Origin of the sequence: Nocardia higoensis NBRC 100133 (assembly GCF_000308595.1) — a bacterium.
In the GTDB taxonomy this organism is placed as follows: Bacteria; Actinomycetota; Actinomycetes; order Mycobacteriales; family Mycobacteriaceae; genus Nocardia; species Nocardia higoensis.
The window spans coordinates 1-21,847 of the sequence record NZ_BAGA01000130.1 but is presented as its reverse complement, the minus strand read 5'-3'; the positions used below and the strand labels follow the sequence as shown (position 1 = coordinate 21,847).

Genomic DNA, 21,847 nt, shown 5'->3' with positions numbered 1-21,847 from the left:
CACCTGCCAGCACACCGATTCTCGCGAGTGGGGAAGCATGTCAACCGAAACCACAACACCCGCGCCCACAGCGCCGTCGAACCTCGACCGCCACCTGCTCATCGACGGCGAGCTGGTGAGTCGCGAGCACACCTTCCCGACCCTGAATCCCGCCACCGGCGAGGTTCTCGGCCATGCGCCGGACGCCAGTGTGGCGGACGTGAACGCCGCCATCGCCGCCGCCCGCCGCGCCTTCGACCGGTCCACCTGGGCCACCGACCGCGAGTTCCGCATCCACTGCCTGGACCAGCTGCACCGGGCTCTGGACGAACATCGCGAAGAGCTGCGCGAACTGACCATCGCCGAGGCCGGCGCCACCCGCCTGCTCACCACCGCCCAAGTGGACTCGCCCATCGAGATCGTGCGCTACTACGCCGATCTGCTGCGCACCTACCCGTTCACCGAAGAACTCGGCGAGACCGAGGTACGGGGCTCCAAGCATCGCCGCTGGGTGGAGAAGGAGGGCGCGGGCGTGGTCAGCGCCATCGTCGCCTACAACTATCCCAACCAGCTCGCCCTGGCGAAGCTCGCTCCCGCGCTGGCCGCGGGCTGCACCGTGGTGCTCAAGGGCGCCCCGGACACCCCGCTGGTCACCCTGGCGATCGGCGAGATCATCGCCCGGCACACCGACATCCCCGCCGGCGTGGTGAACGTGCTGACCTCCTCCGACCCGGCGATCGGCGTCGTCATGACCACTCACGACGACGTCGACATGATCACCTTCACCGGATCCACGGCCACCGGCAAGCGCATCATGTCGGCCGCGAGCGAGACGGTGAAGAAGGTCTTCCTCGAGCTGGGCGGCAAGTCGGCGATGATCGTGCTCGATGATCTCGACACCGCAGGTCTGGGCCTGCCCGCCATGTTCGCCGCGTTCAGTCAGTGCTCGCACGCCGGCCAGGGCTGCGCGCTGACCTCCCGGCTGCTGGTGCCGAGGGCACGTCACGACGAACTGGTCGCCATGCTCGCCACCAACTTCTCCAACATCACCTACGGCGACCCGGCGCACCCGCACACCTACATGGGCCCGCTCATCAGCGAACGCCAGCGCGACAAGGTCGACGGCATGGTGCAGCGCGCCATCGCCGCGGGCGCGACGCTGGTCACCGGCGGCGAACGCGTCGACCCCGGCTTCTTCTACACCCCGACGCTGCTGACGAACGTGGACCCCGACAGCGAGATCGCCCAGGAAGAGGTTTTCGGCCCGGTCCTGGTGGTGATCCCGTTCGACACCGACGACGACGCCGTCCGCATCGCCAACAATTCGAGATACGGTCTGGCGGGCGCGGTCTACAGCGCCGACGAGGAGCGCGCGGTCGCGGTCGCCCGCAGGATCAGGGCGGGCGCGTTCAGCATCAACGGCGGCCACTACTTCGGCCCGGAAACCCCGTTCGGCGGTTTCAAGGAGTCGGGCATCGGCCGCGAGATGGGCACGGCGGGACTCGAGGAGTTCCTGGAGAGCAAGACCTTCGCGACCATCGTCGGATGAGGCACGGCGATGAAGCGGATACGGCGCGCATGGACGCCGACGGCGGTGGATCGGGCGGCCCGGCCGTTCGAACTCGTCGGCGGCCTGTTCGCCATGTCCGCCGACGCCGTGCGCTTCGCCTGCCGCAGACCGTTCCAGACCAGGGAGTTCTTCGAACAGTCCTGGTTCATCGTGCGGGTGTCCCTGATACCGACCCTGCTGGTGGCCATCCCGTTCACGGTGCTGGTCAGCTTCACCCTCAACATCCTGCTGCGTGAGCTCGGCGCCGCCGATCTCAGCGGCGCGGGCGCGGCGTTCGGCGCGGTCACCCAGGTGGGTCCGATGGTCACCGTGCTGATCGTGGCCGGCTCCGGCGCCACCGCCATGTGCGCCGATCTCGGCTCACGCACCATCCGGGAGGAGATCGACGCCATGCAGGTGCTCGGCATCGACCCGGTGCAACGCTTGGTCGCCCCCCGCATGCTCGCCTCCGGGCTGGTCGCCTTCCTGCTCAACAATCTGGTCTGCGTGATCGGCATCCTCGGCGGCTACATGTTCTCGGTCTACGTCCAGGACGTGAACCCCGGCGCGTTCGCCGCCGGCATCACCTTGCTGACCGGCATCGACGAGGTGCTCATCTCCTCGGTCAAGGCTCTGCTGTTCGGCTTGGTCGCCGGGCTGGTCGCCTGCTATCGCGGACTGATCGTCACCGGCGGCGCGAAGGCGGTGGGCAATGCGGTCAACGAGACCGTCGTCTACGCCTTCATGTCGCTGTTCGTGATCAATGTGGTCGTCACGGCCATCGGCATCCAGATGACGGTGCGCTGATGACAGACCACCCCGTGAACCCCGAACTGGCGACCTTCACCACCCGCTACCCACTGTTCGTCCGCCGCATCCGCAAGCCCGTCACCGTCGCCGCACACATCGGCGACCACGCCATCTTCTACGTCAAAGCACTCGCCTTCGCCCCGTTCGCGGCCTGGCACCACCGCCGCGAGACCGTCCGGCTGATCGCCGAGATCAGTATGGGCACAGGCGCTCTCGCGGTCTTCGGGGGCACGGTGGTGATCGTCGGCTTCCTCACCCTGGCCACCGGTGGCACGCTCGCCGTGCAGGGCTACAGCTCGCTGGGCAATATCGGCATCGAAGCGCTCACCGGATTCCTCGCCGCCTTCATCAACGTGCGCATCTCCGCCCCCGTGGTCGCGGGCATCGGCCTGGCGGCGACGTTCGGCGCGGGCACCACCGCCCAGCTGGGCGCGATGCGCATCAACGCGGAGATCGACGCCCTCGAATCGCTGGCCATCGAGCCGATCGCCTACCTGGTCGGCACCCGTCTGGTCGCCGGAATGATCGCCATCACCCCGCTCTACGCACTCGCCGTGGTCGCCTCCTTCATCGCCAGCCGGTTCACCACGGTGGTACTGCTCGGTCAGTCCTCGGGCCTCTACAACCACTACTTCTCGACCTTCCTGAACCCGATCGACCTGCTCTGGTCGTTCGTGCAGGCGTTGGCGATGGCCCTGACGGTGCTGCTGATCCACACCTTCTTCGGCTTCTACGCCGCGGGCGGTCCGGCCGGGGTCGGCATCGCGGTGGGCAATGCCGTGCGGACCTCGCTGATCGCCATCGTCTCGGTCACCCTGCTGGTCTCGTTGGCGGTCTACGGCGCCGACGGCAACTTCGATCTGTCCGGGTAGGTGAGTGGCATTGCTCCGTGATGTGTTGCGCCCGCTGGCCGGGATCGTGGCGATGGCCCTGTGCGGGCTCCTGGTGGCGGGGGCGGTGCAGAGCTTCCGCGGCGCGTTCGCCGACACCGTGCCGGTGCAGGTGCTCTCGCAGCGCGCGGGCCTGGTGATGAATCCCGACGCCGATGTGAAAATGCGCGGCGTCACCGTCGGCAAGGTCGCCTCGATCCGCGAGCGTCCGGACGGCCTGGCCACCCTGGAACTGGCCATCGATGCCGACGAGCTGGCTCGCATCCCGGCCAATGTCTCGGTGGCCATCGCATCCACCACCGTCTTCGGCGCGAAATTCGTCCAGCTGATCCCACCGGAGCGCCCCGACGGCCGGTTGCGCGCGGGCCGAGTGCTCACCGCCGACCGCGTCACCGTCGAGATCAACACCGTCTTCGAACAATTGACCGCCGTCCTCGCCGCGCTCGAGCCGGAGAAACTGAACTCCACCCTCGGCTCCCTCGCCGCCGCCACCCGGGGGAGAGGCGCCCAGGTGGGGGAGATGCTCGGCGACCTCGAGACCTTCCTCGCCGAACTCGAGCCCGCCCTGCCCGCCCTGCGCACCGACATCACCCTCGCCGCCCCGGTGCTGGCCACCTACGCCGACGCCGCCCAGCCCCTCCTCGACATCGCGGGCAATCTCACGTCCCTCGGCGGCACCCTGCTCGAGGAACAACAGAACCTCGACGCCATGCTGCTCGGCCTGATCGGCCTGTCCGACACCGGACATCGCGTGCTGGCCGCCAACTCCTCCGCCCTCGCGAGCACACTCGCCGTTCTGGTACCCACCACCGCGCTCACCTCCGAATACCGCGAGGCCCTGTACTGCTCGCTGGACGGTTTCGCCGACCTCTCCCAGATGGCGCCGGTCGACGTCCCCGGGCTCGGGTTGTCGGCGAACTTCCTCTGGGGCATCGACCCCTACCGCTACCCGGAGAACCTGCCGAAACTGCAGGCCTCGGGCGGCTCCCAGTGCTCGGTACTGCCGGTCGGCTACGAGCAGCGGCCGCCGTTCGTCGTCGCCGATGTCGGAGCCAACCCGTTCGCCCGTGGCAACCAGGGCATCGTCGTCAACTCCGAGACCCTCCCGAACGCGTTGTTCGGGCCGCTGACCGGAGCGACCCGATGAGCCCCCGCAATGCCCCGCTCCTGAAATTCGGTGCCTTCGCCGTGGTCATGGTGGTGCTGTCGGGCCTGCTGATCCTCGTGTTCGGCCAGTACCGGGGCGGCAGCGCCACCGGGTATTCGGCCGTCTTCGCCGATGCCTCGGGCCTGCGCCGCGGCGACACCGTGCGCATCGCCGGCGTGCCGGTCGGGACCGTCCGTGGCGTCGAACTGCGCGAAGACCACTCCGTGCTGGTCGAATTCGACGCCGCCGGCACCGTGCGGCTGACCACCGCCACCGAGGCCACCGTGCGCTACCTCAACCTCGTCGGCGACCGCTACCTCGAACTCACCGACCCGCCCGGGGTCTCCGAACCGCTGCCCGGCGGCGCCCGCATCCCGGTCGAGAAGACCTCGGGCGCACTCGATCTCGACCTGCTGATCGGCGGCCTGAAACCGGTGATCCAAGGTCTGAACGCTCAGGAGGTGAACGCGCTGACCTGGTCGCTGCTCGAGATCGTGCAGGGCAGGGAGAACACCATCGACTCGCTCATGGCCGGCACCGCCTCGTTCACCACCGCCCTCGCCGAGAAGAACGACGTCGTCGAGCGCCTGCTCGACCACCTCCGCACCGTCATGGACACCCTGAGCACCGAGGGCGACCAGTTCACCGCCACCGTCGACCGTCTGCAACGCCTCGTCGGCGAACTGACCGCTCAGCGCGATCCCATCGGCGCCGCAGTCGAGGCCATCGACCGGGGCACCGCGAGCGTTGCCGACCTCCTCGTCGACGCCCGAGGGCCCCTCGCCGGAACCGTCGACGAATTGGCACGTCTGGCCCCACTTCTCGACAACGACAAACAAGTACTCGACGACGCACTCGGCCGCGCCCCCGGCAACTTCCGCAAGCTGGTCCGCACCGGCGCCTACGGCAATTTCATCCAGTACTACATCTGCGCCATCACCGTCCGGATCAACGATCCCAGCGGTCAGGTGCTGGTGCTGCCCGCGATCGAGCAGACGACGGGACGGTGCAGCCCGTGAGCCTGACGCAGTATCGCGGCGCGCACCTGGCCCGCCACGGCGTGATCGGCGTGGTCCTGGTGATCTGCGTGATCGCCATCGGCCTGCAGTCGCAGCAGTTCATCGCCTGGGGCACCACCGTCCGCTACACCGCCGTCTTCGCCGAGGCGGGCGGACTCGAGGTCGGCGACGAGGTCGTGCTCTCCGGTGTCACCGTCGGCAGTGTCGCCCGGCTGAGCCTGGACAACGGCGACGCGAAGGTCGACTTCACCGTCCGCGACCGGATCACCCTCGGCGGCGGCACCTCTGTCCACATCAAAACCGGCTCCCTACTCGGCAAGCGAGTGCTGACCCTGGTGTCCGCCGGACCGGGAGTACTGCGGCCCGGCGATGTCGTCCCGATCGAGCGCACCTCCTCGCCGTACTCGCTCACCGACGCCGTGGGCGAGCTGGCCACCAATGTCGGCGAGACCGATACCGCCGCCCTGGACGCGGCCCTGGACACCCTGGCCGTCACCCTCGACCGGATCGCCCCGCAACTGGGCCCGGCCTTCGACGGCCTCACCGAGCTGTCCCGCGCGATCAACAGCCGCGACGAGACCCTGCGCGCCCTGCTCACCGCCACCGCCGATGTCACCGGCATTCTCGCCGACCGCGGCGCGCAACTGAACACGATGATCCTGGACTCGAACGCGCTGCTGCAGACCCTGGTGGCCCGCCGCCAGGCCATCGTCGACCTGCTGGCGAACACCGCCGCTGTCGCCGAACAACTGCGCGGCTTGGTCGCCGACAACGAAGCCGATCTCGCCCCCACCCTGGACCGCCTGAACTCCGTGGTCGCGATGCTCGAGAAGAACCGCGACAATATCGCCGCCGCTCTGCCCGGCCTGGCGAAAGTGGCCATGACGCAGGGCGAGGCGGTTTCCGGCGGCCCGTTCTACAACGCCTTCGTCGCCAACCTCATCCCCGGCGACCTCATCCAGCCGTTCATCGACCAGGCCTTCGGTGCGCCGCAACCCGCCACGGAGCCGCCGCGATGAACCGCATGAAGATTCCTCGCATCGCGGGGGCCCTCGCCCTGGCCGCCGTTCTCGTGGCGGCGGGCACGGCCGGATGGCGAGCGGCATTCGGCCCGAACACCATTCACGCGGTGTTCAGCACCGCCACCGCCGTCTATCCCGGCGACGACGTGCGCGTCTCCGGCGTGGCGGTCGGCGTGATCTCCGCTGTCGAACCGCGCGGCACCACCGTCGAGGTCACCCTCGAAGTCGATCGGAACATCGACATCCCCGCCGACGCGCAAGCCGTCATCGTCGCCCAGAGCCTCGTCGACTCCCGCTTCGTCCAACTGACCCCCGCCTACCGTGGTGCGGGCCCCACCATGGCCGACGGCGCGACGATCCCGCTCGAGCGCACGGCCGTCCCCGTCGAATGGGACGAGGTCAAGACCCAATTGACGAAACTGTCCGAGGAACTGGGTCCCGACGGCGACCTCTCCTCGAGCTCCCTCGGCCGGTTCATCGACAGCGCCGCCACCGCCATGGACGGCAACGGCGGCAAGCTGCGCGACACCCTGCGGCAGCTCAGTGGCGTCGGCCGCATCCTCGCCGACGGCAGCGGCGACATCGTGACCACGGTGGCCGACCTGCAGCGGTTCGTCACCGCCCTGCGTGACAGCAATGTGCAGATCGTCGAGTTCCAGGACCGCCTGGCCACCCTCACCAGCGTGATCAACGGCAGCCGCTCCGACCTCGACGCCGCCCTGCAACAACTCTCGCTCGCGGTGACCGAGGTCCAGCGCTTCGTCGCCGACAACCGCGACCGCGCGAGCGAGCAGGTCGGCCGACTGGTGAACGTCACCCAGAACCTCGTCGACAACCGCGACGACCTCGAACAGCTCCTGCACGTCTTCCCGACGAGCATGGCCAACTTCTACAACATCTACAACCCCGAATCCGGCACCGAAGCGGGCGTTTTCGTACTGAACAACTTCTCGAATCCGGTGCAGTTCATCTGCTCGGCCATCGAGGCCGTCGGCAAGCAGTCCTCGGCGCAGTCGGCGCAGACCTGTCGTGACTACCTCGGCCCGGTCCTGCCGCTGCTGAGTTTCAACTACCTGCCCTTCTCGATCAACCCGGTCCTCGGCCCCACCCCGCGCCCGGAGAAGGTGCTCTACACCGAGCCGGACCTGATCCCGCAGGTCGTGGCCCCCGCCGAGCAGGCGCCGCCGCCCCCGCTTGATCTGGCCGCCATCCTGTTCGGCGGAAGGCGTTGACATGAAGTACTTTCCACTGTTCCGATGCCGCCGCCTCGTCCTCGCGGCGTGCCTGCTCACCGCCACCGGCTGCGGCGCCCACGGGGTGAATTCGGTGCCGCTGCCGGGTGCGCAGGCTCGCGGCTCGGACGCGACGATCGTTTTCGTCGAGATCGCGAATGTGGGCACCCTGACGCCGAATTCGCCGGTCATGGTCGACGATGTGGTGGTCGGCAGCGTCCGCGGCATCGCCTTGGACGGCTGGCACGCCGTGATCGAAGCGGCGGTGCGCCCCGGGACCGAGGTCCCGGCCGATGCCGTCGCGACCGTCGGCCAGACCAGCCTGCTCGGTTCCACCCACCTCGCGCTGAACACACCCGAAGGCGAACAGCCCACCGGCCGACTGGAATCCGGCGCCCGCCTGCCGCTGAACCGCGCCTCCACCTACCCGTCCACCGAGCAGACCCTCGCCTCGCTGTCGGTCGTCGTCAACGGCGGCGGCCTCGGGCAGCTGGGCGACATCATCGCCGAACTCGACAATGCCCTCGACGGCCGCCGAGACCAGGTCGTCGACCTGCTGACCCGCCTCGACGGTTTCATGACCGTCCTCGCCGGGCAACGCGCCGACATCGTCGCCGCCATCGAATCGCTGACCAGGCTGGGGGAGACCTTCGCAGGCCAGACCGAGACCCTCACCCGTGCGCTGGACATGCTCCCGCCCACCCTCGACCTGCTGCTCGCCGAACGCCCCGCCCTCACCGACGCCCTCGAGCGCCTGCGCGTCTTCAGCGACACCGCCACCGGCGTGGTCACCGAGATCAGCGCCGACCTGATCACCGACCTGCGCAACCTCGAACCCACCCTGAAAGCGGTCGCCGATGTCGGCCCCCTGCTCAACGCGGGCCTCGCCTACGCCACCGTCTACCCCTACGGCCAGTCGGTGATCGACCGCGCCGTCCGCGGCGACTACATCAACCTGCACGCCACCGTCGACCTCACCATCCCGCGCCTGCAACGCGAACTCCTGCAAGGCACCCCGTGGGCCGACCCCGACACGGTCATCCAGGCGGCGGTCGGCGACCCCGGCTACGCCCAGCAGACCTCGAACCCGCTCGGCGTGGGCATCACCGCGCCCGGACCGGGAGGCCGCTGATGCTGCTCACCCGCTTCGTCCGCGCCCAGCTCGTCATCTTCGCCGTCCTGTCGGTGATCGGCCTGACCGTCATGGGCACCGTCTACATGAAACTGCCGCAACTGCTCGGCATCGGCTCGATCACCGTCTATCTCGACCTGCCCGAAACCGGCGGCCTCTACCGCTTCGGCAATGTCACCTACCGCGGCGTGGAGGTCGGCAGGGTCACCGCGGTCGAGCTCACCGACGACGGCGTGCGCGCCACCCTCACCCTCGACACCGATCACCCCATTCCCGCCGACCTGGAAGCCCTCGTCCGCAGCGTCTCCGCGGTCGGCGAGCAGTACGTCGAACTGCGCCCCCGCACCGACGAAGGCCCCTACCTGCGCGAGGGCGCGGTGATACCGCGCAGCGACACCGATGTCCCGCAACCGGTCGGCCCCATGTTGGACAGCCTCAGCGCCATGGTCGGCACCGTCCCCACCGACCGTCTGTACGACCTGCTCGGCGAACTGTCCGCCGGCCTGGGATCGTCGAGCCACGAACTGGATTCGCTACTGTCCTCCACCCGAACTCTCGCCGGTGAACTCGAAGGCTCCGGCGCCGCCGCCCGCACCTTCGTCGAGGACACCGTGCCCCTGCTCGACGCCCAGGCCCGCAGCCTCGACGCCGTACAGGTGTGGACCCGCAGCCTCGCCGGTGTCACCGGCCGACTCGTCACCGACGACCCGCAGCTGCGCACGATCCTGCGCGCGGGCCCCGGCTTCGCGACCGAGGCGACCCGCCTGTTCGAGTCCGTCGAACTGACCCTCCCGGTCCTGCTGGCCAACCTGACCAGCGTCGGTCAGCTCGCAGTCACCTACAACGCAGGCCTCGAACAACTCCTCGTCCTGCTCCCGCCGTCGATCTCGATGATCCAGACCGTGCAGCCGAGCAAGAACGCCTCCGGTCTGGGCCTGGGCACCTTCCGCTTCGGCAATATGTCCGATCCCGCCGCCTGCACGGTCGGCTTCCTCCCGCCGACCGAATGGCGCTCCCCGAACGAGACCGAAACCCTCGACACCCCCGACGGCCTCTACTGCAAACTCCCGCAGGACTCCGACATAGCCGTCCGCGGCGTCCGCAACACCCCGTGCGCGGGACAGCCGGGCAAATACGCCCCGACCGCCGAATTGTGCAAGAGCCAGGAGGGTTTCGTGCCGCTGGCCACCGAGCAGCCCTTGATCGGCCCCTATCCCCGCGATCCCGGTCTCGAAGGCCAGGGGATCGCCCCCGACTCCCGCCCGATCCCCGCGCAGAACAGCCCGCCGGGCACCGCGCCCGCGAGCGCTCCGGCGCGCAGCGCCCCTAACCCGCCGGCGATCGGCGCCGCGCGCTACGACCCCGCCACCGGCGACTACCTCGCCTCCGACGGCCGCGTCTACCGGCAGAGCGATCTCGCGACGGCGCCGAACCGCCCCTGGACCGACATGCTCCCGCACTGAACCTGCCCGAATCATTCCCCGAGAGAACAGGAAAGACCCATGACCGACGCCAAGATGCTCGTCTTCACCAATGCCGTCGAAGGTCGCGACGAAGAGTTCAACAAGTGGTACGACACCGAGCACCGCGACGACGTGCTCGCCATCCCCGGCATCGAAGACTGCGTCCGCTACGAGATCGCGCCCGTCCCCGGACGCGGCGAACCCACCCACCGCTACCTCGCCATCTACGAACTCAGCGAGGACCCCGATGTCGTCCTGCGTGGCTTCCAGGAGCGCGCCGCGAGCGGCAAGCTGCCGCTGAGCCCGACCCTGGATCTCACCTCGATGGCCATGCAGGTGTGGCGAGCGCGCTGAGTCGCGTCAACGGACAAGGGAGGTCGATCGGATGCTGTTGGAGTTCGACTCCGATCAGCGGTTCTGGCAGAGCACCGTGCGCGAGGTACTCACCCGGCACTGCCCGCCCACGTTGATCAGGGAGGTCGCCGATCACGGCGCCGACCCGGGCCCGTTGTGGAAGTCGCTCGTCGACCAGGGCTGGACGGCGATGACCGAGCCGGGAGAAGCCGTCGAGCTGACCATCGCCCACGAAGAACTCGGGCGCGCCTGCGATCCGACCCCCTTCCTGGCCACCACCAGTCAGTTCGCCCCACTGGCCCCTGAGGCGCCCGCCGACATCGCCGGCGCGGCCGTCTACGAGGGCGTCACCGCCGCGCGCGAAGGCGGCGACTGGATCCTCACCGGCTCCGCCCGCGTCCTCGACGGCGACCGCGCCGACCGGTTCGCCGTCGTCACCGGCGCGGGCGTATTCCTTGTTCCCGCCGCGGCTTCGACCATCCGCCGCGCCGCGGTCTTCGACCCGGTCCTGCACATCGCCGATGTCGTCTTCGACCGCGTTCGGGTCACCCCCGCCGACCGTCAGCGGGCCGACATCCCGCACGCCCGCGCCGTCGCCCTCACCGGCATGGCCGCCACCATGGTCGGCGCCTGTCAGCGTGTCCTCGACCTCGTCGTCGAGCACGTCCGCGAGCGCCGCCAGTTCGGCGTTCCGATCGGCTCCTTCCAGGCCGTCGGCCACAAAGCGGCCGACATACACGTGGCCATCGAACGCGCCCGCGCCCTCACCTACTTCGCGGCCCTGACCATCGCCGAGGCCGACGATCGCAAACACCTCGCCGCCGTCATGGCCAAAGCCGCCGCGGGCGAATGCCAGTCCGTCGTCTTCCGCAACGGCCTGCAACTCTTCGGCGCCATGGGCTACACCTGGGAGAACGACGTCCAGTTCGCCTTGAAGCGCGCCAAGGCGGGGGAGCTGCTGCTCGGCGGCACCGACGAACATCGAGCCACGATTGCGAGGCATCACCGTGCAGCTCACCTTCGATAGCGACGTCGAAGCCTTCCGGGCCGAGCTCATCGCCTTCCTCGACGAGCATCTGCCCGACGCCGAAGGCCTCGAACGCCCCCGCTCCAGCTCGCACACCCCCGACTGGGCCCGGCGCTGGCAGCGCACCCAGTTCGACCACGGCTGGCTGGTCCCCGGCAACCCGCCCGAATACGGCGGCCGCGACGCGGGCATCCTCGAGCAATACGTGCACCGCGAAACCCTCGCCGAACGCGGCATCCACGAGTACTTCAACCCGCAGGGCGTCGGCATCATCGCCGCCTCCCTGCTCACCTTCGGCACCGAAGAACAGAAGCGGCGGTGGGCCATCCCCATCCTGCGTGGCGACCTCACCGCCTCCCTCGGCATGAGCGAGCCCGGCGCGGGCTCCGACCTCGCCGGCCTCACCACCCGGGCCCGCCTCGAAGGTGACCACTTCGTCGTTGACGGCCAGAAGGTCTGGACCTCCGGCGCCCACGACGCCGACGTGCTGCTGACCTTCGTCCGCACCGACCCCGACGCGCCCAAACACCGCGGCATCTCCGCCCTGCTGATCCCCACGGATCTGCCCGGCGTGCACCGCCGTCCGTTCGCCTCGGTCGCCCGCCCCGACGACCTCGATTTCAACGAGGTCTTCTTCGACGGCGCCCGAGTCCGCGCCGAGAATCTGATCGGCGACCTCAACGCGGGCTGGCGAGTGGCCAACGGCTCCCTCGGCCACGAGCGAAACCTGTTGTGGACCAACTTCGCCAGCCGACTCGACGGTCTGCTCGCCGACTTCCACCCCACCACCCCGCTCGAGGACAACCGCTACGCCACCCTCGCCATGGACGCCCACGCCCTGCGCCTGCTCGGCTCCCAGGCCCTGGCCAAGGCGGCCCGCGGCGAGGATGCCGGCCCCGGCCTCTCGGTCCTGAAACTCCTCGGCTCCGAAGCCGTCCAAGCAGGCGCCGAACACGCCCTCGCCGCCGCGGGCCCCAGCGGCCTGGACCACCCCGGCGTCACGGCCCGCTACAGCCCCCTCAGCCTCGAGGACACCGCACCCGGCTGGTTCGAGCGCTTCGTCCGCACCTTCGCGGGCACCATCGCCGGCGGCACCTCCGAAATCCAGCGCACCATCATCGCCGAGCGCGTCCTCGGCCTCCCCCGACCGTGAAGGCGACACCCGTGTACATCGACTACCGCACCGAAGGCCGCGTAGCCACCATCACCCTCAACCGCCCCGAGGCGGCCAACGCCCAGAACATGGCCCTGCTCGACGAGCTCGACGCCGCCTGGACCCGCGCCGCCACCGACGACGAGGTCGTGGTGATAGTCCTGGCCGCCGCGGGCAAACACTTCTCCGCGGGTCACGACCTCAAAGACCGTCCCGCCGACGCCCCCGAGAAGATCACCCTCGACTTCGTCTACGCCGCCGAATCCCGCCGCTACCTCGAATACAGCCTCCGCTGGCGCAATATCCCCAAACCCACCATCGCCGCCGTCCAAGGCCGCTGCATCGCGGGCGCCCTGCTCCTGTGCTGGCCGTGCGACCTCATCATCGCCGCCGACAATGCCCAGTTCTCCGACCCCGTGGTCCTGATGGGCATAGGCGGCGTCGAATACCATGGCCACACCTGGGAACTCGGCGCCCGCAAGGCCAAGGAGATCCTCTTCACCGGCCGCTCGATCACCGCCGAGGAAGCCCTCCAGGCCGGTATGGTCAACCGCGTGGTTCCGCTGGAAAGCCTCGCCGACGAAACCGCCGAACTAGCCGCCCTGATCGCCCGGATGCCACCCTTCGGCCTCCGCCAAGCGAAGCGAGCTGTCAACCAGACCCTCGACATCCAAGGCTTCTACGCCGCCATCCAATCGGTTTTCGACACCCATCAGACCGGCCATGGAAACGCGTTGAGCCACAGCGGATATCCCATCCTCACCGATATGAGCAGCGTGAAGAGCCACCACAGCGAAAGGTAGTCGCGCGGCGGGCTCATCCCTTTCCGAATACAGAGAAATTTGTCCAGTGACGGCATCGAGGCCTTGCCGGCGCCGCATCGGCGTCTCGCGTCAGATCCTGTCCGACCACCTGGCCTGTCAGCGCGGGTGTGGGCTGGTCGTCACGGTGCCGGAAGTCGGCGCACCCGCTACGAACTGGCCGATGCCAGGATCGGGCGGGCGCTCGAGGACCTGCTCGGGCCGGTGCGCTCCGTGGACCCGGCCTGCTGCGCCACCTCACCGGTCGTGCGCGGTCACGCTGCCGATGCCGGTACGAGCGATGACTGCGGCGCATGCGGCGATGCCGGCCAGAGGAGCTGACCCGTTGCTTCCGTGTGGATGGTCTCGGGCATCGCCGCCCAGCGGAGTTCGTACACTCGACTCATGACCTCGCGGGCGAACGTGACCGTCCTGCCGCCGAGTCTGGTCGAGATGGTGACCAGGCAGGTGCGGTCCGAGGTGCTGAGCGGAGCGCTCGAACCGGGGGAGCGGATCGTCGAGGAGACGCTGTGCGCGCGGCTCGGCGTCAGCCGGGCGCCGGTGCGTGAGGCGCTGCGGCTGCTCGCGCAGGAGGGTCTCGTAGAACATCTGCCGCGCCGTGGATTCCGGGTGCTCGTGTGGTCGGCCACCGACATCCTGCAACTGTTCGAGCTCCGCAGGGTCCTGGAACGTCACGCCATCGAGAGCGCGCTGCCGCTGCCGTCCGATGGCGACCCGTTCGCCCCGGTCCGGATGGCGCTCGACGAGATGCGCGCCGCCGATGCCGAGGACGACCCTCTCGAACGCGACAACGCGCACCGCCGCTTCCATCTCGAGGTCGTCGCCCTCGCGGGCAACCATCAACTGAATCTGGCCTACGCGCCGATTCTGCTGAAGCTGCAACTGCCGATGGCACGCAACCTGCGCGAGGAAGCCCGTACCGCGTCCCGCCGCAACGGCATCCGGCGCCACCTCGAACTGCTCGAGTCGCTGGAGTCCAACGATCCCGAAATCGCCTGCGCCGCATTGCAGCGCCACGGCGAACTGACGTACCTGAACCTGGACATCTGCTGACAGACCGCCGTCGGGGGGCCGACTGCGCCCTCCTGCGGGGTGGTACGCCTCTCGATTTCTGCTAACACAGCCGATACAAGCGGAGACCGTCGGCTTCACACATTCTGTCGACAATCGACAAATGCTGAATCCCGGACCAACCGTGTCGGAGATCCTCGCTTCGCACGAAAGTGGCAGTGGCACACCTACCTACACAGCGGCGCGCGTCGCGGATGCCATCGCGGCGCGCGGTGACGACGGCACCTGGATCACACCGGTGCCCCGCGAACAACTGCTGGCCGCGGCGGCCGAGATCGAACGCAGGCCGGGGGCGCGCACGCTGCCGCTCTACGGCGTTCCGTTCGGGGTGAAGGACAGTATCGACGTCGCGGGTTGGCCGACGACGCTCGCGTGTCCCGACTTCGCCTATATCGCCACCGAAACAGCTCCCGCTGTGCAGCGCCTGCTCGACGCGGGCGCACTGTTCGTCGGCAAGACCAACCTCGACCAGTTCGCGACGGGGCTGAACGGCACCAGGACGCCGTACCCGATTCCCCGCAGTGTCTTCGGCGGAGGGATGATCTCCGGTGGCTCGAGTTCGGGGTCCGCGCTTGCGGTCGCGCTCGGGCAGGTGCCCTTCTGCGTCGCCACCGACACGGCGGGGTCCGGCCGGGTTCCCGCCGCGCTCAACGGCATCGTCGGCTGGAAGCCCTCGCGGGGACTGATCAGCACAGTAGGGCTGGTCCCTGCCTGCAAGTCGCTGGACTGCCTGACTCTGATGGCTACGCGGATAGAAGACCTGGACCGGGTCTTCGACGTCATCGCCGCACCGGATCCGGACGACCCGTGGAGCCGCGCACGCGGACCGCGTTACCGCGGCGAACGCATCCGAATGGGCCTGCCGCCGGAATCGGAACTGGAATTCTTCGGTGACGAGGTCTTCCGGCTCGCTCACCTCGGCATCCGTGACCGCCTCGGCAAGGGCGGATTCGACTGCACGACAACGACACTGCGGCCCTTCCTCGACGCGGGTGAATTGCTCTACCAGGGCCCATGGGTTGCCGAACGCTTGGTGGAGTTCGGCGACTTCCTCGCCGAGAAGCCCGCCTCGATCCTCCCGGTGATCGGCGAGATCTTGTCCGGCGGCTATCGGTTCGATGCGGTGGACGTCTTCCGCGCGCAGCAGCGGCTCCAGGAGTTGCGGGCCGTGGTCGGCCGGATGTGGGCCGACGTCGACGTCATCGTCGTGCCCACCATCGGCACCACGTTCACCGTCGATCAGGTGCAGGCCGATCCCATCCGCACCAACACCGTGCTCGGCCACTACACCCACTTCGGCAATCTGCTCGACCTCACGGCGGTCGCCGTGCCGATGGGCACCGCTGCCGACGGCCGCCCGGTCTCGGCGATGGTCTTCGGACCTGCCCTGTCCGACGACACCGTCCTCGCGGTGGCCGCCCGAATTCTCGACGAACCGCGCCCGGTCGAGGCGCCGATGGATGTCCGGCTCACACAGAAAGTACGAAGATGACCGCACCCCAGCATATTTCGGCGGCACCGACGCCCTACGTTTTCGATCCGAGCACAACCGCCCTGCTGGTGATCGATATGCAACGTGACTTCCTGCTTCCCGGCGGATTCGGCGAGAGTCTCGGCAACGATGTCGCGCTGCTGCGCACGGTGATCGACCCGCTGGCGAGCTTGATGTCCGCCGCACGAGCAGCGGGCCTCCCGGTGATCCACACCCGCGAAGGTCACCTACCCGACCTCTCCGACTGTCCGCCCGCGAAACTCCACCGTGGCAATCCCTCCCAGCGCATCGGAGACCCGGGCAGGTTCGGACGCATCCTGGTGCGCGGCGAGTACGGCCACGACATCGTCGACGAACTGGCCCCGCTGCCCGACGAAGTCGTCATCGACAAACCGGGGAAGGGCGCCTTCTACGCCACCGAGCTGCAAGCGGTCCTGAACCGGAATTCCATCGAGTCGCTGCTCGTCACCGGCGTAACCACCGAAGTATGCGTGCACACGACGGTGCGTGAGGCCAACGACCGCGGCTACGAATGCCTGGTCGTCTCCGATTGCGTCGGTTCGTATTTCCCGGAGTTCCAGCGCGTCGGACTGGACATGATCGCCGCCCAGGGCGGCATCTTCGGATGGGTCGCCGACTCGGCGGCCGTCATCGGCGCCCTCGCCTCGTCGACCACCGCCAACACCCCCGCATAAGCCCAGCGAACACCAGCGCACAAGGAAAAGCCGATGTCCGTCGATACGAAACTCCCCGACGAATCCCAACCTCTTGCCCGACTGTCCCTGCCTTGGTGGACCCGAGGGGACACGAATGCCTTCTTCGGGCTCTCGTTCAATATCCTCGTCAACGTTCTGACCCTCACCACGCTGTCCATCGCCGTGGTGCACATCCCCAGCGGCGATGTCCTCGGCACGGTGCTGCCCGCGCTCGGCCTGGCCCTCGTGCTCGGCAACCTCTATTACATGCTGCTGGCGCGCAGGCTGGCCCGGCGCGAGAACCGCGACACCGTCACGGCCCTGCCGTACGGGCCGAGCGTCCCGCACATGTTCATCGTCGTCTTCGTGGTCATGCTGCCGATCTACCTGAAGACCGGCGACGCGCTCCAGGCCTGGTCGGCCGGCCTGGCCTGGGCGTTCATGATCGGCGTGATCGTGATGATCGGCGCGTTCGTCGGCCCGTTCATCCGCAGGATCACCCCGCGCGCCGCGATGCTCGGCACTCTGGCGGGCATCTCCATCACCTTCATCGCGATGCGGCCCGCCGCCCAGATGTGGGAGGCGGCGTGGATCGGGCTTCCGGTTCTGGCGATCATCCTGATCGGCTTCTTCACCGATGCCAAGCTGCCGGGCAATATCCCGGTCGGGCTCGTCGCCCTGCTCGTCGGCACGGCCATCGGCTGGATCGGCGGCTACATGTCGGCCCCTGATGTCGCCGAAGCCGCGCGCGATATCGCCGTCGGCCTGCCGGATCTGCGCCTCGATCTGCTGTTCGACGGTCTGAGCAATCTGGCGCCGCTGCTGGCGACCGCGATCCCGCTCGGCGTCTACAACTTCACCGAAGCGATGAGCAATGTGGAGAGCGCGGCGGCCGCCGGTGACAACTACAACCTGCGCAGTGTCCTGCTCGCCGACGGCCTCGGCGCCGTGATCGGCTCCGGCTTCGGCTCGCCCTTCCCGCCCGCCGTCTACATCGGTCACCCCGGCTGGAAGGACGCGGGCGGCCGCACCGGTTACTCGCTCGCCAGCGGCGCGGTCATCGGACTGATGTGCCTGCTGGGCCTTTTCGGGCTGCTCGCCACCATCCTCCCGATTCCGGCCATCGTGCCCATCCTGCTGTACATCGGCCTGCTGATCGGAGCCCAGGCCTTCCAGGCGGTGCCGCGGCTGCACGCGGTCGCGGTGGTCGCGGCGCTGTTGCCGAATCTCGCCGAATGGGCGGTCGGACTGATCGACAATGCGCTGAGCGCGGCGGGAACCTCGGCGGAGAAGGTCGGTGCGGAGGCGCTCGGGCAGGCGGGTGTGGTCTACGACGGACTGAAGACGCTGGGATCGGGCGCGGTCCTCGCCGGCTTGGTTCTCGGCGCGATCGTCACGTTCGTCCTGGACAAACGGTTCGTCGCGGCGGCGATCGCCTCCGCTGTCGGTGCGGTACTCAGCTGGATCGGGCTCATCCACGCGGCCGAAGTCGATTGGGCGGCAGCGCCGCAGGTCGCGTTGGGGTATCTGTTCTTCGGCGTGGTCTGCCTGGGCTACTCGCTGTTGCCGAGCGCCAAGACACCGCCCCTGGAACCTGAGGAGAAGACCGAACCGGAGGACGCCACTCCCTAGCGACGAGGTGACGACTACCCGCTGCTGTGGAGCGCACGGCAGCGGGAGTTCGGTCGCTCGACGACACTGGGACCGTGACAGCCGAACTGCGCTCCCTCTACGTCGAGATCGACACGCCCCGCTGGAGCGGGACAGTCCTGGAGGGGGTGAACCTGAGCGTGCCGGCCGGACAGATCACCGCCCTTCTCGGCGGCCCCGGTGACGGCAAGACGATGATCGCCTACGCCCTCACCGGCCATCTGCCGGAATCTGCCCGCACCACCGGTGAAGTCCTGATCGACGGCACCGTCGGCTACGTCCCCCAGGACGGCGTCGCCGCGTTCACCCCCGACCGGACCGTCGAAGCACAACTCCGGCAACTGGAGCGCCGGCATGCCGCACGCACCGTCGAAGAGGCCTGCGCCGCAGCGTATTACCCGACCGAGGCCATGCACCTGCTTCCGCGCCACAACTCGGCGGGTCAGGTCCAGCGTGCCGCCCTGGCGGCCGCTCTGCTGACCGCCCCCGACGTCCTCGTCGCCGACGGACCGACGGCATCCCTGGACCAGGGCACGGCCTACGCCGTGTGGCAGACCCTGCGGGAGTGTGCCGACTCCGGTGCCGAGGACGCATCCTCGCCGCGGGCTCGATGGCGGAATTGTCCGCCGCCGAGGATCCACGGGTCCGGATGTACCTCCGACCGGGTCTATGAGAGGCCCCTGTTCACCGACGGCTGTCTCGACCCGGCACGTGAGCGTGCGGATTTCCGGCGATTCGGCGCGGCTCGGCCCATCACCGCCGGCGAGCTACCCGGCCTCCCGGGATCACGGCCGTGCCGGCGCCGGATCGATCCGGAAAACCGGATAGTCGGCGGCAATCCGCTCGAAGTCGGCGATCGGGGCCTTCCGGTCCACCGGAATGTGCGGACGAGCGCCGGGAGCGACCCCGAGGTAACGCCGCAGGATCGGGGCGCGCTCGTCCACCGCGACCAGGACGAGCCGGACGTCTTCGCGCTTGCCGCCGCGCAGTACCGCCTCGCCGCCGGCTGCGTCGAGGTTGCGTACCCAGTTCGCGTTCTTGCCGAGCATCGAGACCACATACCGGCTTCCGTCGTGCTGGGCCAGCACCATCGGGAACCAGATCATGCGCCCGCTGCTGCGTCCACGGATGCCCAGGGTCGCGACCCTGCGCGGCGCGACACCCGCCGCGAATATCCACGCCGAAGCCCGATTCTGAACCCTGGCAAGCAGATTCGGGCGCCCGGTGCGATACATCCAGCGCAAATACCTGTCGTACCAGCGCATCGTGTTCCTTCCGCCGGAGGAGAGTCAGCTTTCCTACAGCCTACGGATCGCGCACCGCGCGGGACCCGAACTCCGTGCTTCGCCACGACTACCGGGCCTGTGCCACGACCACGCGCCTGTCGTCGGGACAGACGAGGCCCAGGACAGGGCGTCGGTCGCGTGGCGGATAAATCGAGGCGATGAGAGAGTTTACAATCGAACGTCTCATCGAGTGGCCGGACGCGCGAGCTGCCGACCGGCCGCACAGTCGTGGAGGAGCTGCCATGTCGTCGTACACGCCGGAATCCGTCTGTTCGGAGGGCATCGCGTGAACAGCCCCGCCCTCGGCCTCGACGCGCCGCTGCTCGACATCATGTCGACCATGCGCGCCATGCGCAGACTCTCGCCCGAGCCGGTGCCCGACGAACTGCTCACCCAGCTCGTCCGCGCGGCGACGTGGGCGCCGAGCGGCAGCAATGCGCAGGGCTACGAGTTCGTCGTCGTCACCGACCGTGAACGCATCGCGGCGATCGCGGATCTGTGGCGGGTCGTCGCCGACTTCTATCTCGCCGGGATCGCGCGAGCGGTCCCGCCGGGCTCCACCGACGAAAAGCACGAAAAGCTGCGTGCCGCATTGCGGTACCAGCGCGACCACTTCCACGAGACCCCCGCCCTTGTCGTGGCCTGCTACGACTCCGGCCCGTTCTTCACCCGGCTGCGATCCCAGGCCCGCGCCATCGGCAGAGCCGCGCTGGGCCTCGGTCCCCGCCGCATCCTGACCATGATGCGACTGCTTCGCCGTTGTGCGGAGATGGCCGAGGCCGCCAGCATCTACCCCGCAGTGCAGAACCTGTTGCTCACCGCCCGCGCCCTCGGACTGGGTGCCACGCTCACCACCTGGCACCAGATGATGGAGCCGGAATTCAAGAAGGCCCTTGGCATTCCACGCCGCGTGCACACCTACGCGATCATCCCGATCGGATGGCCGCGTGGGCGATTCGGCCCGGTCACCCGGCACGAGCCGGAATCGGTCATCCACCGCGACGGCTGGTGAGCCGAGTGAGCATCCACCGTCCGGGACATCCGCGGTAGCACCACCGCAGGCAATGGTGGCCGCCCTCGGCGAACAATCGGCGGCGTTCGGCGCGTGTTCACCCGGCCGCGCCGATAGGCAGGCGGCCACCGCGCGGGGCTCCGTATCAGCGTCTCGCCGGCAACTGGCGAGCGTCGGTGGTCCGAACCGTGTAGAGGCGATGGGTTCCGTTGAACCCCTTCAGTTCCACCTCCTGCGCCAGGGCGACGACGATGTCGGCCTCGTCCGCTACCGCGGCCCGCACGTCCTCGCTGACGAGGATCTCACCGCCGCTCGCCTGCCCCGCCACCCGCGCCGCCATCGCGACGTTCCGGCCGAACAGATCGTCGCCGCGGCGGACGGACTTGCCGGTGTGGATGCCGATGCGCACCCGGACGTTGTCGGGGCCGATGGCCTTGGTGACGACCTTGCCGAGCGAACGCTGGATCTCCAGACTGCACCGCACGGCCTGGGTGGCCTCGGCGAAGGCGATCATGAAGCCGTCGCCCTGGTTCTTCACCACGTGACCGCCGTGGGCGGCGACGAGTTTACGGATGAGCTTCTCGTGACGGTCGAGGAGCCTGACCCAGGCCTCGTCGCCGATCCGCTCGTTGAGGGCGGTGGAGCCTTCGATGTCGGAGAACACGATGGCGACGTGACCGTCGGGCACCAGCCGCGCCAGGTCGGGCCGTTCGACCTGAGCCCAGCCGGCCAGCTCTTCGATCGAGCCGAGCATCACTCGGCGCAGGCCTTTCTCGCGCACGAGATTGGCGGTCTCCCAGACGGTTTTGACCGCTTCCCGGCCACTGTTCACCAGCTGCCTGCGCGTATCGACCCGGCGCTCGAGTTCCGCGAGTTCGCGGCGACTTCTGGCCAGCGATGCCTCGGCCCGGTCCAGGGCTTTCTCCGTGCGGGTCAGCTGTATGCGGGTGCGGGCCAGCAGTATTGCCAGCACGAGCAGACCGACAGCCTCCGCCACGGCGATTACCGCAAGTCCGATTCCGATCATCGTGGGATCCACCGAA

General features: G+C 68.7%; 20 protein-coding genes and 2 pseudogenes. 20 read left to right on the top strand and 2 right to left on the bottom strand.

The features are described from left to right. Positions 1 to 37 precede the first annotated feature (37 nt). The 19 genes and pseudogenes from ON26_RS23455 to ON26_RS35115 all read left to right on the top strand — a co-directional run. The gene (locus ON26_RS23455; RefSeq protein ID WP_040798611.1) at positions 38 to 1,528 is read left to right on the top strand and encodes an aldehyde dehydrogenase family protein; all 1,491 of its coding nucleotides are present in this window, start codon (positions 38 to 40) and stop codon (positions 1,526 to 1,528) included. 9 nt (positions 1,529 to 1,537) lie between these two features. Further along, entirely contained in the window at positions 1,538 to 2,335 is a 798-nt protein-coding gene (locus tag ON26_RS23450) for an MlaE family ABC transporter permease (RefSeq protein ID WP_051027427.1), read from the top strand. After that, entirely contained in the window at positions 2,335 to 3,210 is an 876-nt protein-coding gene (locus ON26_RS23445) for an ABC transporter permease (RefSeq protein WP_051027426.1), read from the top strand. Before ON26_RS23450 ends, ON26_RS23445 begins: the two co-directional genes overlap by 1 nt. A 4-nt stretch (positions 3,211 to 3,214) precedes the next feature. Further along, positions 3,215 to 4,375 (top strand): MCE family protein, encoded by a 1,161-nt coding sequence (locus tag ON26_RS23440; RefSeq protein ID WP_245546004.1) that lies wholly within the window; start codon positions 3,215 to 3,217, stop codon positions 4,373 to 4,375. Further along, on the top strand, positions 4,372 to 5,394 hold the full coding sequence (locus tag ON26_RS23435; protein ID WP_040798608.1) for an MCE family protein: 1,023 nt from the start codon (positions 4,372 to 4,374) through the stop codon (positions 5,392 to 5,394). Before ON26_RS23440 ends, ON26_RS23435 begins: the two co-directional genes overlap by 4 nt. Continuing rightward, positions 5,391 to 6,413, top strand: a complete 1,023-nt coding sequence (locus tag ON26_RS23430; protein ID WP_245546002.1) for an MCE family protein — start codon at positions 5,391 to 5,393, stop codon at positions 6,411 to 6,413. Before ON26_RS23435 ends, ON26_RS23430 begins: the two co-directional genes overlap by 4 nt. Beyond that, on the top strand, positions 6,410 to 7,648 hold the full coding sequence (locus ON26_RS23425) for an MCE family protein (protein WP_040798605.1): 1,239 nt from the start codon (positions 6,410 to 6,412) through the stop codon (positions 7,646 to 7,648). Before ON26_RS23430 ends, ON26_RS23425 begins: the two co-directional genes overlap by 4 nt. 1 nt (position 7,649) lies before the next feature. Then, on the top strand, positions 7,650 to 8,780 hold the full coding sequence (locus ON26_RS23420) for an MCE family protein (RefSeq protein ID WP_040798604.1): 1,131 nt from the start codon (positions 7,650 to 7,652) through the stop codon (positions 8,778 to 8,780). Positions 8,781 to 8,782: 2 nt separating this feature from the next. Then, a complete protein-coding gene (locus ON26_RS23415; RefSeq protein WP_040798659.1) occupies positions 8,783 to 10,243 on the top strand; it encodes an MCE family protein in 1,461 nt (486 codons plus the stop codon). A gap of 39 nt (positions 10,244 to 10,282) precedes the next feature. Beyond that, positions 10,283 to 10,597, top strand: a complete 315-nt coding sequence (locus ON26_RS23410) for a DUF4286 family protein (protein WP_040798602.1) — start codon at positions 10,283 to 10,285, stop codon at positions 10,595 to 10,597. A gap of 31 nt (positions 10,598 to 10,628) precedes the next feature. Continuing rightward, on the top strand, positions 10,629 to 11,624 hold the full coding sequence (locus ON26_RS23405; RefSeq protein ID WP_040798601.1) for an acyl-CoA dehydrogenase family protein: 996 nt from the start codon (positions 10,629 to 10,631) through the stop codon (positions 11,622 to 11,624). After that, on the top strand, positions 11,605 to 12,777 hold the full coding sequence (locus ON26_RS23400; protein ID WP_040798599.1) for an acyl-CoA dehydrogenase family protein: 1,173 nt from the start codon (positions 11,605 to 11,607) through the stop codon (positions 12,775 to 12,777). The genes ON26_RS23405 and ON26_RS23400 overlap by 20 nt, the downstream gene beginning before the upstream one ends. Positions 12,778 to 12,788: 11 nt before the next feature. After that, on the top strand, positions 12,789 to 13,580 hold the full coding sequence (locus tag ON26_RS23395) for an enoyl-CoA hydratase (RefSeq protein WP_040798656.1): 792 nt from the start codon (positions 12,789 to 12,791) through the stop codon (positions 13,578 to 13,580). 73 nt (positions 13,581 to 13,653) lie between these two features. Next, positions 13,654 to 13,919 (top strand): annotated as a pseudogene (locus ON26_RS34735) (helix-turn-helix domain-containing protein); the annotation flags it as partial. A 63-nt stretch (positions 13,920 to 13,982) separates the two neighbouring features. After that, positions 13,983 to 14,651: a GntR family transcriptional regulator gene (locus tag ON26_RS23390; protein ID WP_040798598.1), complete on the top strand. Its 669-nt coding sequence runs from the start codon at positions 13,983 to 13,985 to the stop codon at positions 14,649 to 14,651. Between the two features lie 121 nt (positions 14,652 to 14,772). Then, positions 14,773 to 16,161 carry an allophanate hydrolase gene (locus ON26_RS23385; protein ID WP_051027422.1) on the top strand — a complete coding sequence of 463 codons (1,389 nt, stop codon included), beginning with the start codon at positions 14,773 to 14,775 and terminating at the stop codon, positions 16,159 to 16,161. After that, positions 16,158 to 16,856: a cysteine hydrolase family protein gene (locus ON26_RS23380; RefSeq protein WP_040798596.1), complete on the top strand. Its 699-nt coding sequence runs from the start codon at positions 16,158 to 16,160 to the stop codon at positions 16,854 to 16,856. Before ON26_RS23385 ends, ON26_RS23380 begins: the two co-directional genes overlap by 4 nt. Positions 16,857 to 16,889: 33 nt before the next feature. After that, entirely contained in the window at positions 16,890 to 18,488 is a 1,599-nt protein-coding gene (locus ON26_RS23375) for a SulP family inorganic anion transporter (RefSeq protein ID WP_040798595.1), read from the top strand. A 26-nt stretch (positions 18,489 to 18,514) separates the two neighbouring features. Continuing rightward, positions 18,515 to 18,964: pseudogene (locus tag ON26_RS35115) on the top strand (ATP-binding cassette domain-containing protein); the annotation flags it as partial. Between the two features lie 327 nt (positions 18,965 to 19,291). Here ON26_RS35115 and ON26_RS34730 read toward each other — a convergent pair. After that, positions 19,292 to 19,741, bottom strand: a complete 450-nt coding sequence (locus ON26_RS34730) for a nitroreductase/quinone reductase family protein (protein ID WP_281032410.1) — start codon at positions 19,739 to 19,741, stop codon at positions 19,292 to 19,294. A gap of 337 nt (positions 19,742 to 20,078) precedes the next feature. Here ON26_RS34730 and ON26_RS23360 point away from each other — a divergent pair, with 337 nt between their 5' ends. Then, positions 20,079 to 20,804 carry a nitroreductase family protein gene (locus ON26_RS23360; protein WP_040798590.1) on the top strand — a complete coding sequence of 242 codons (726 nt, stop codon included), beginning with the start codon at positions 20,079 to 20,081 and terminating at the stop codon, positions 20,802 to 20,804. Between the two features lie 145 nt (positions 20,805 to 20,949). Here ON26_RS23360 and ON26_RS23355 read toward each other — a convergent pair whose 3' ends face one another. After that, positions 20,950 to 21,831 (bottom strand): adenylate/guanylate cyclase domain-containing protein, encoded by an 882-nt coding sequence (locus ON26_RS23355; RefSeq protein WP_040798652.1) that lies wholly within the window; start codon positions 21,829 to 21,831, stop codon positions 20,950 to 20,952. Positions 21,832 to 21,847: the final 16 nt, after the last annotated feature.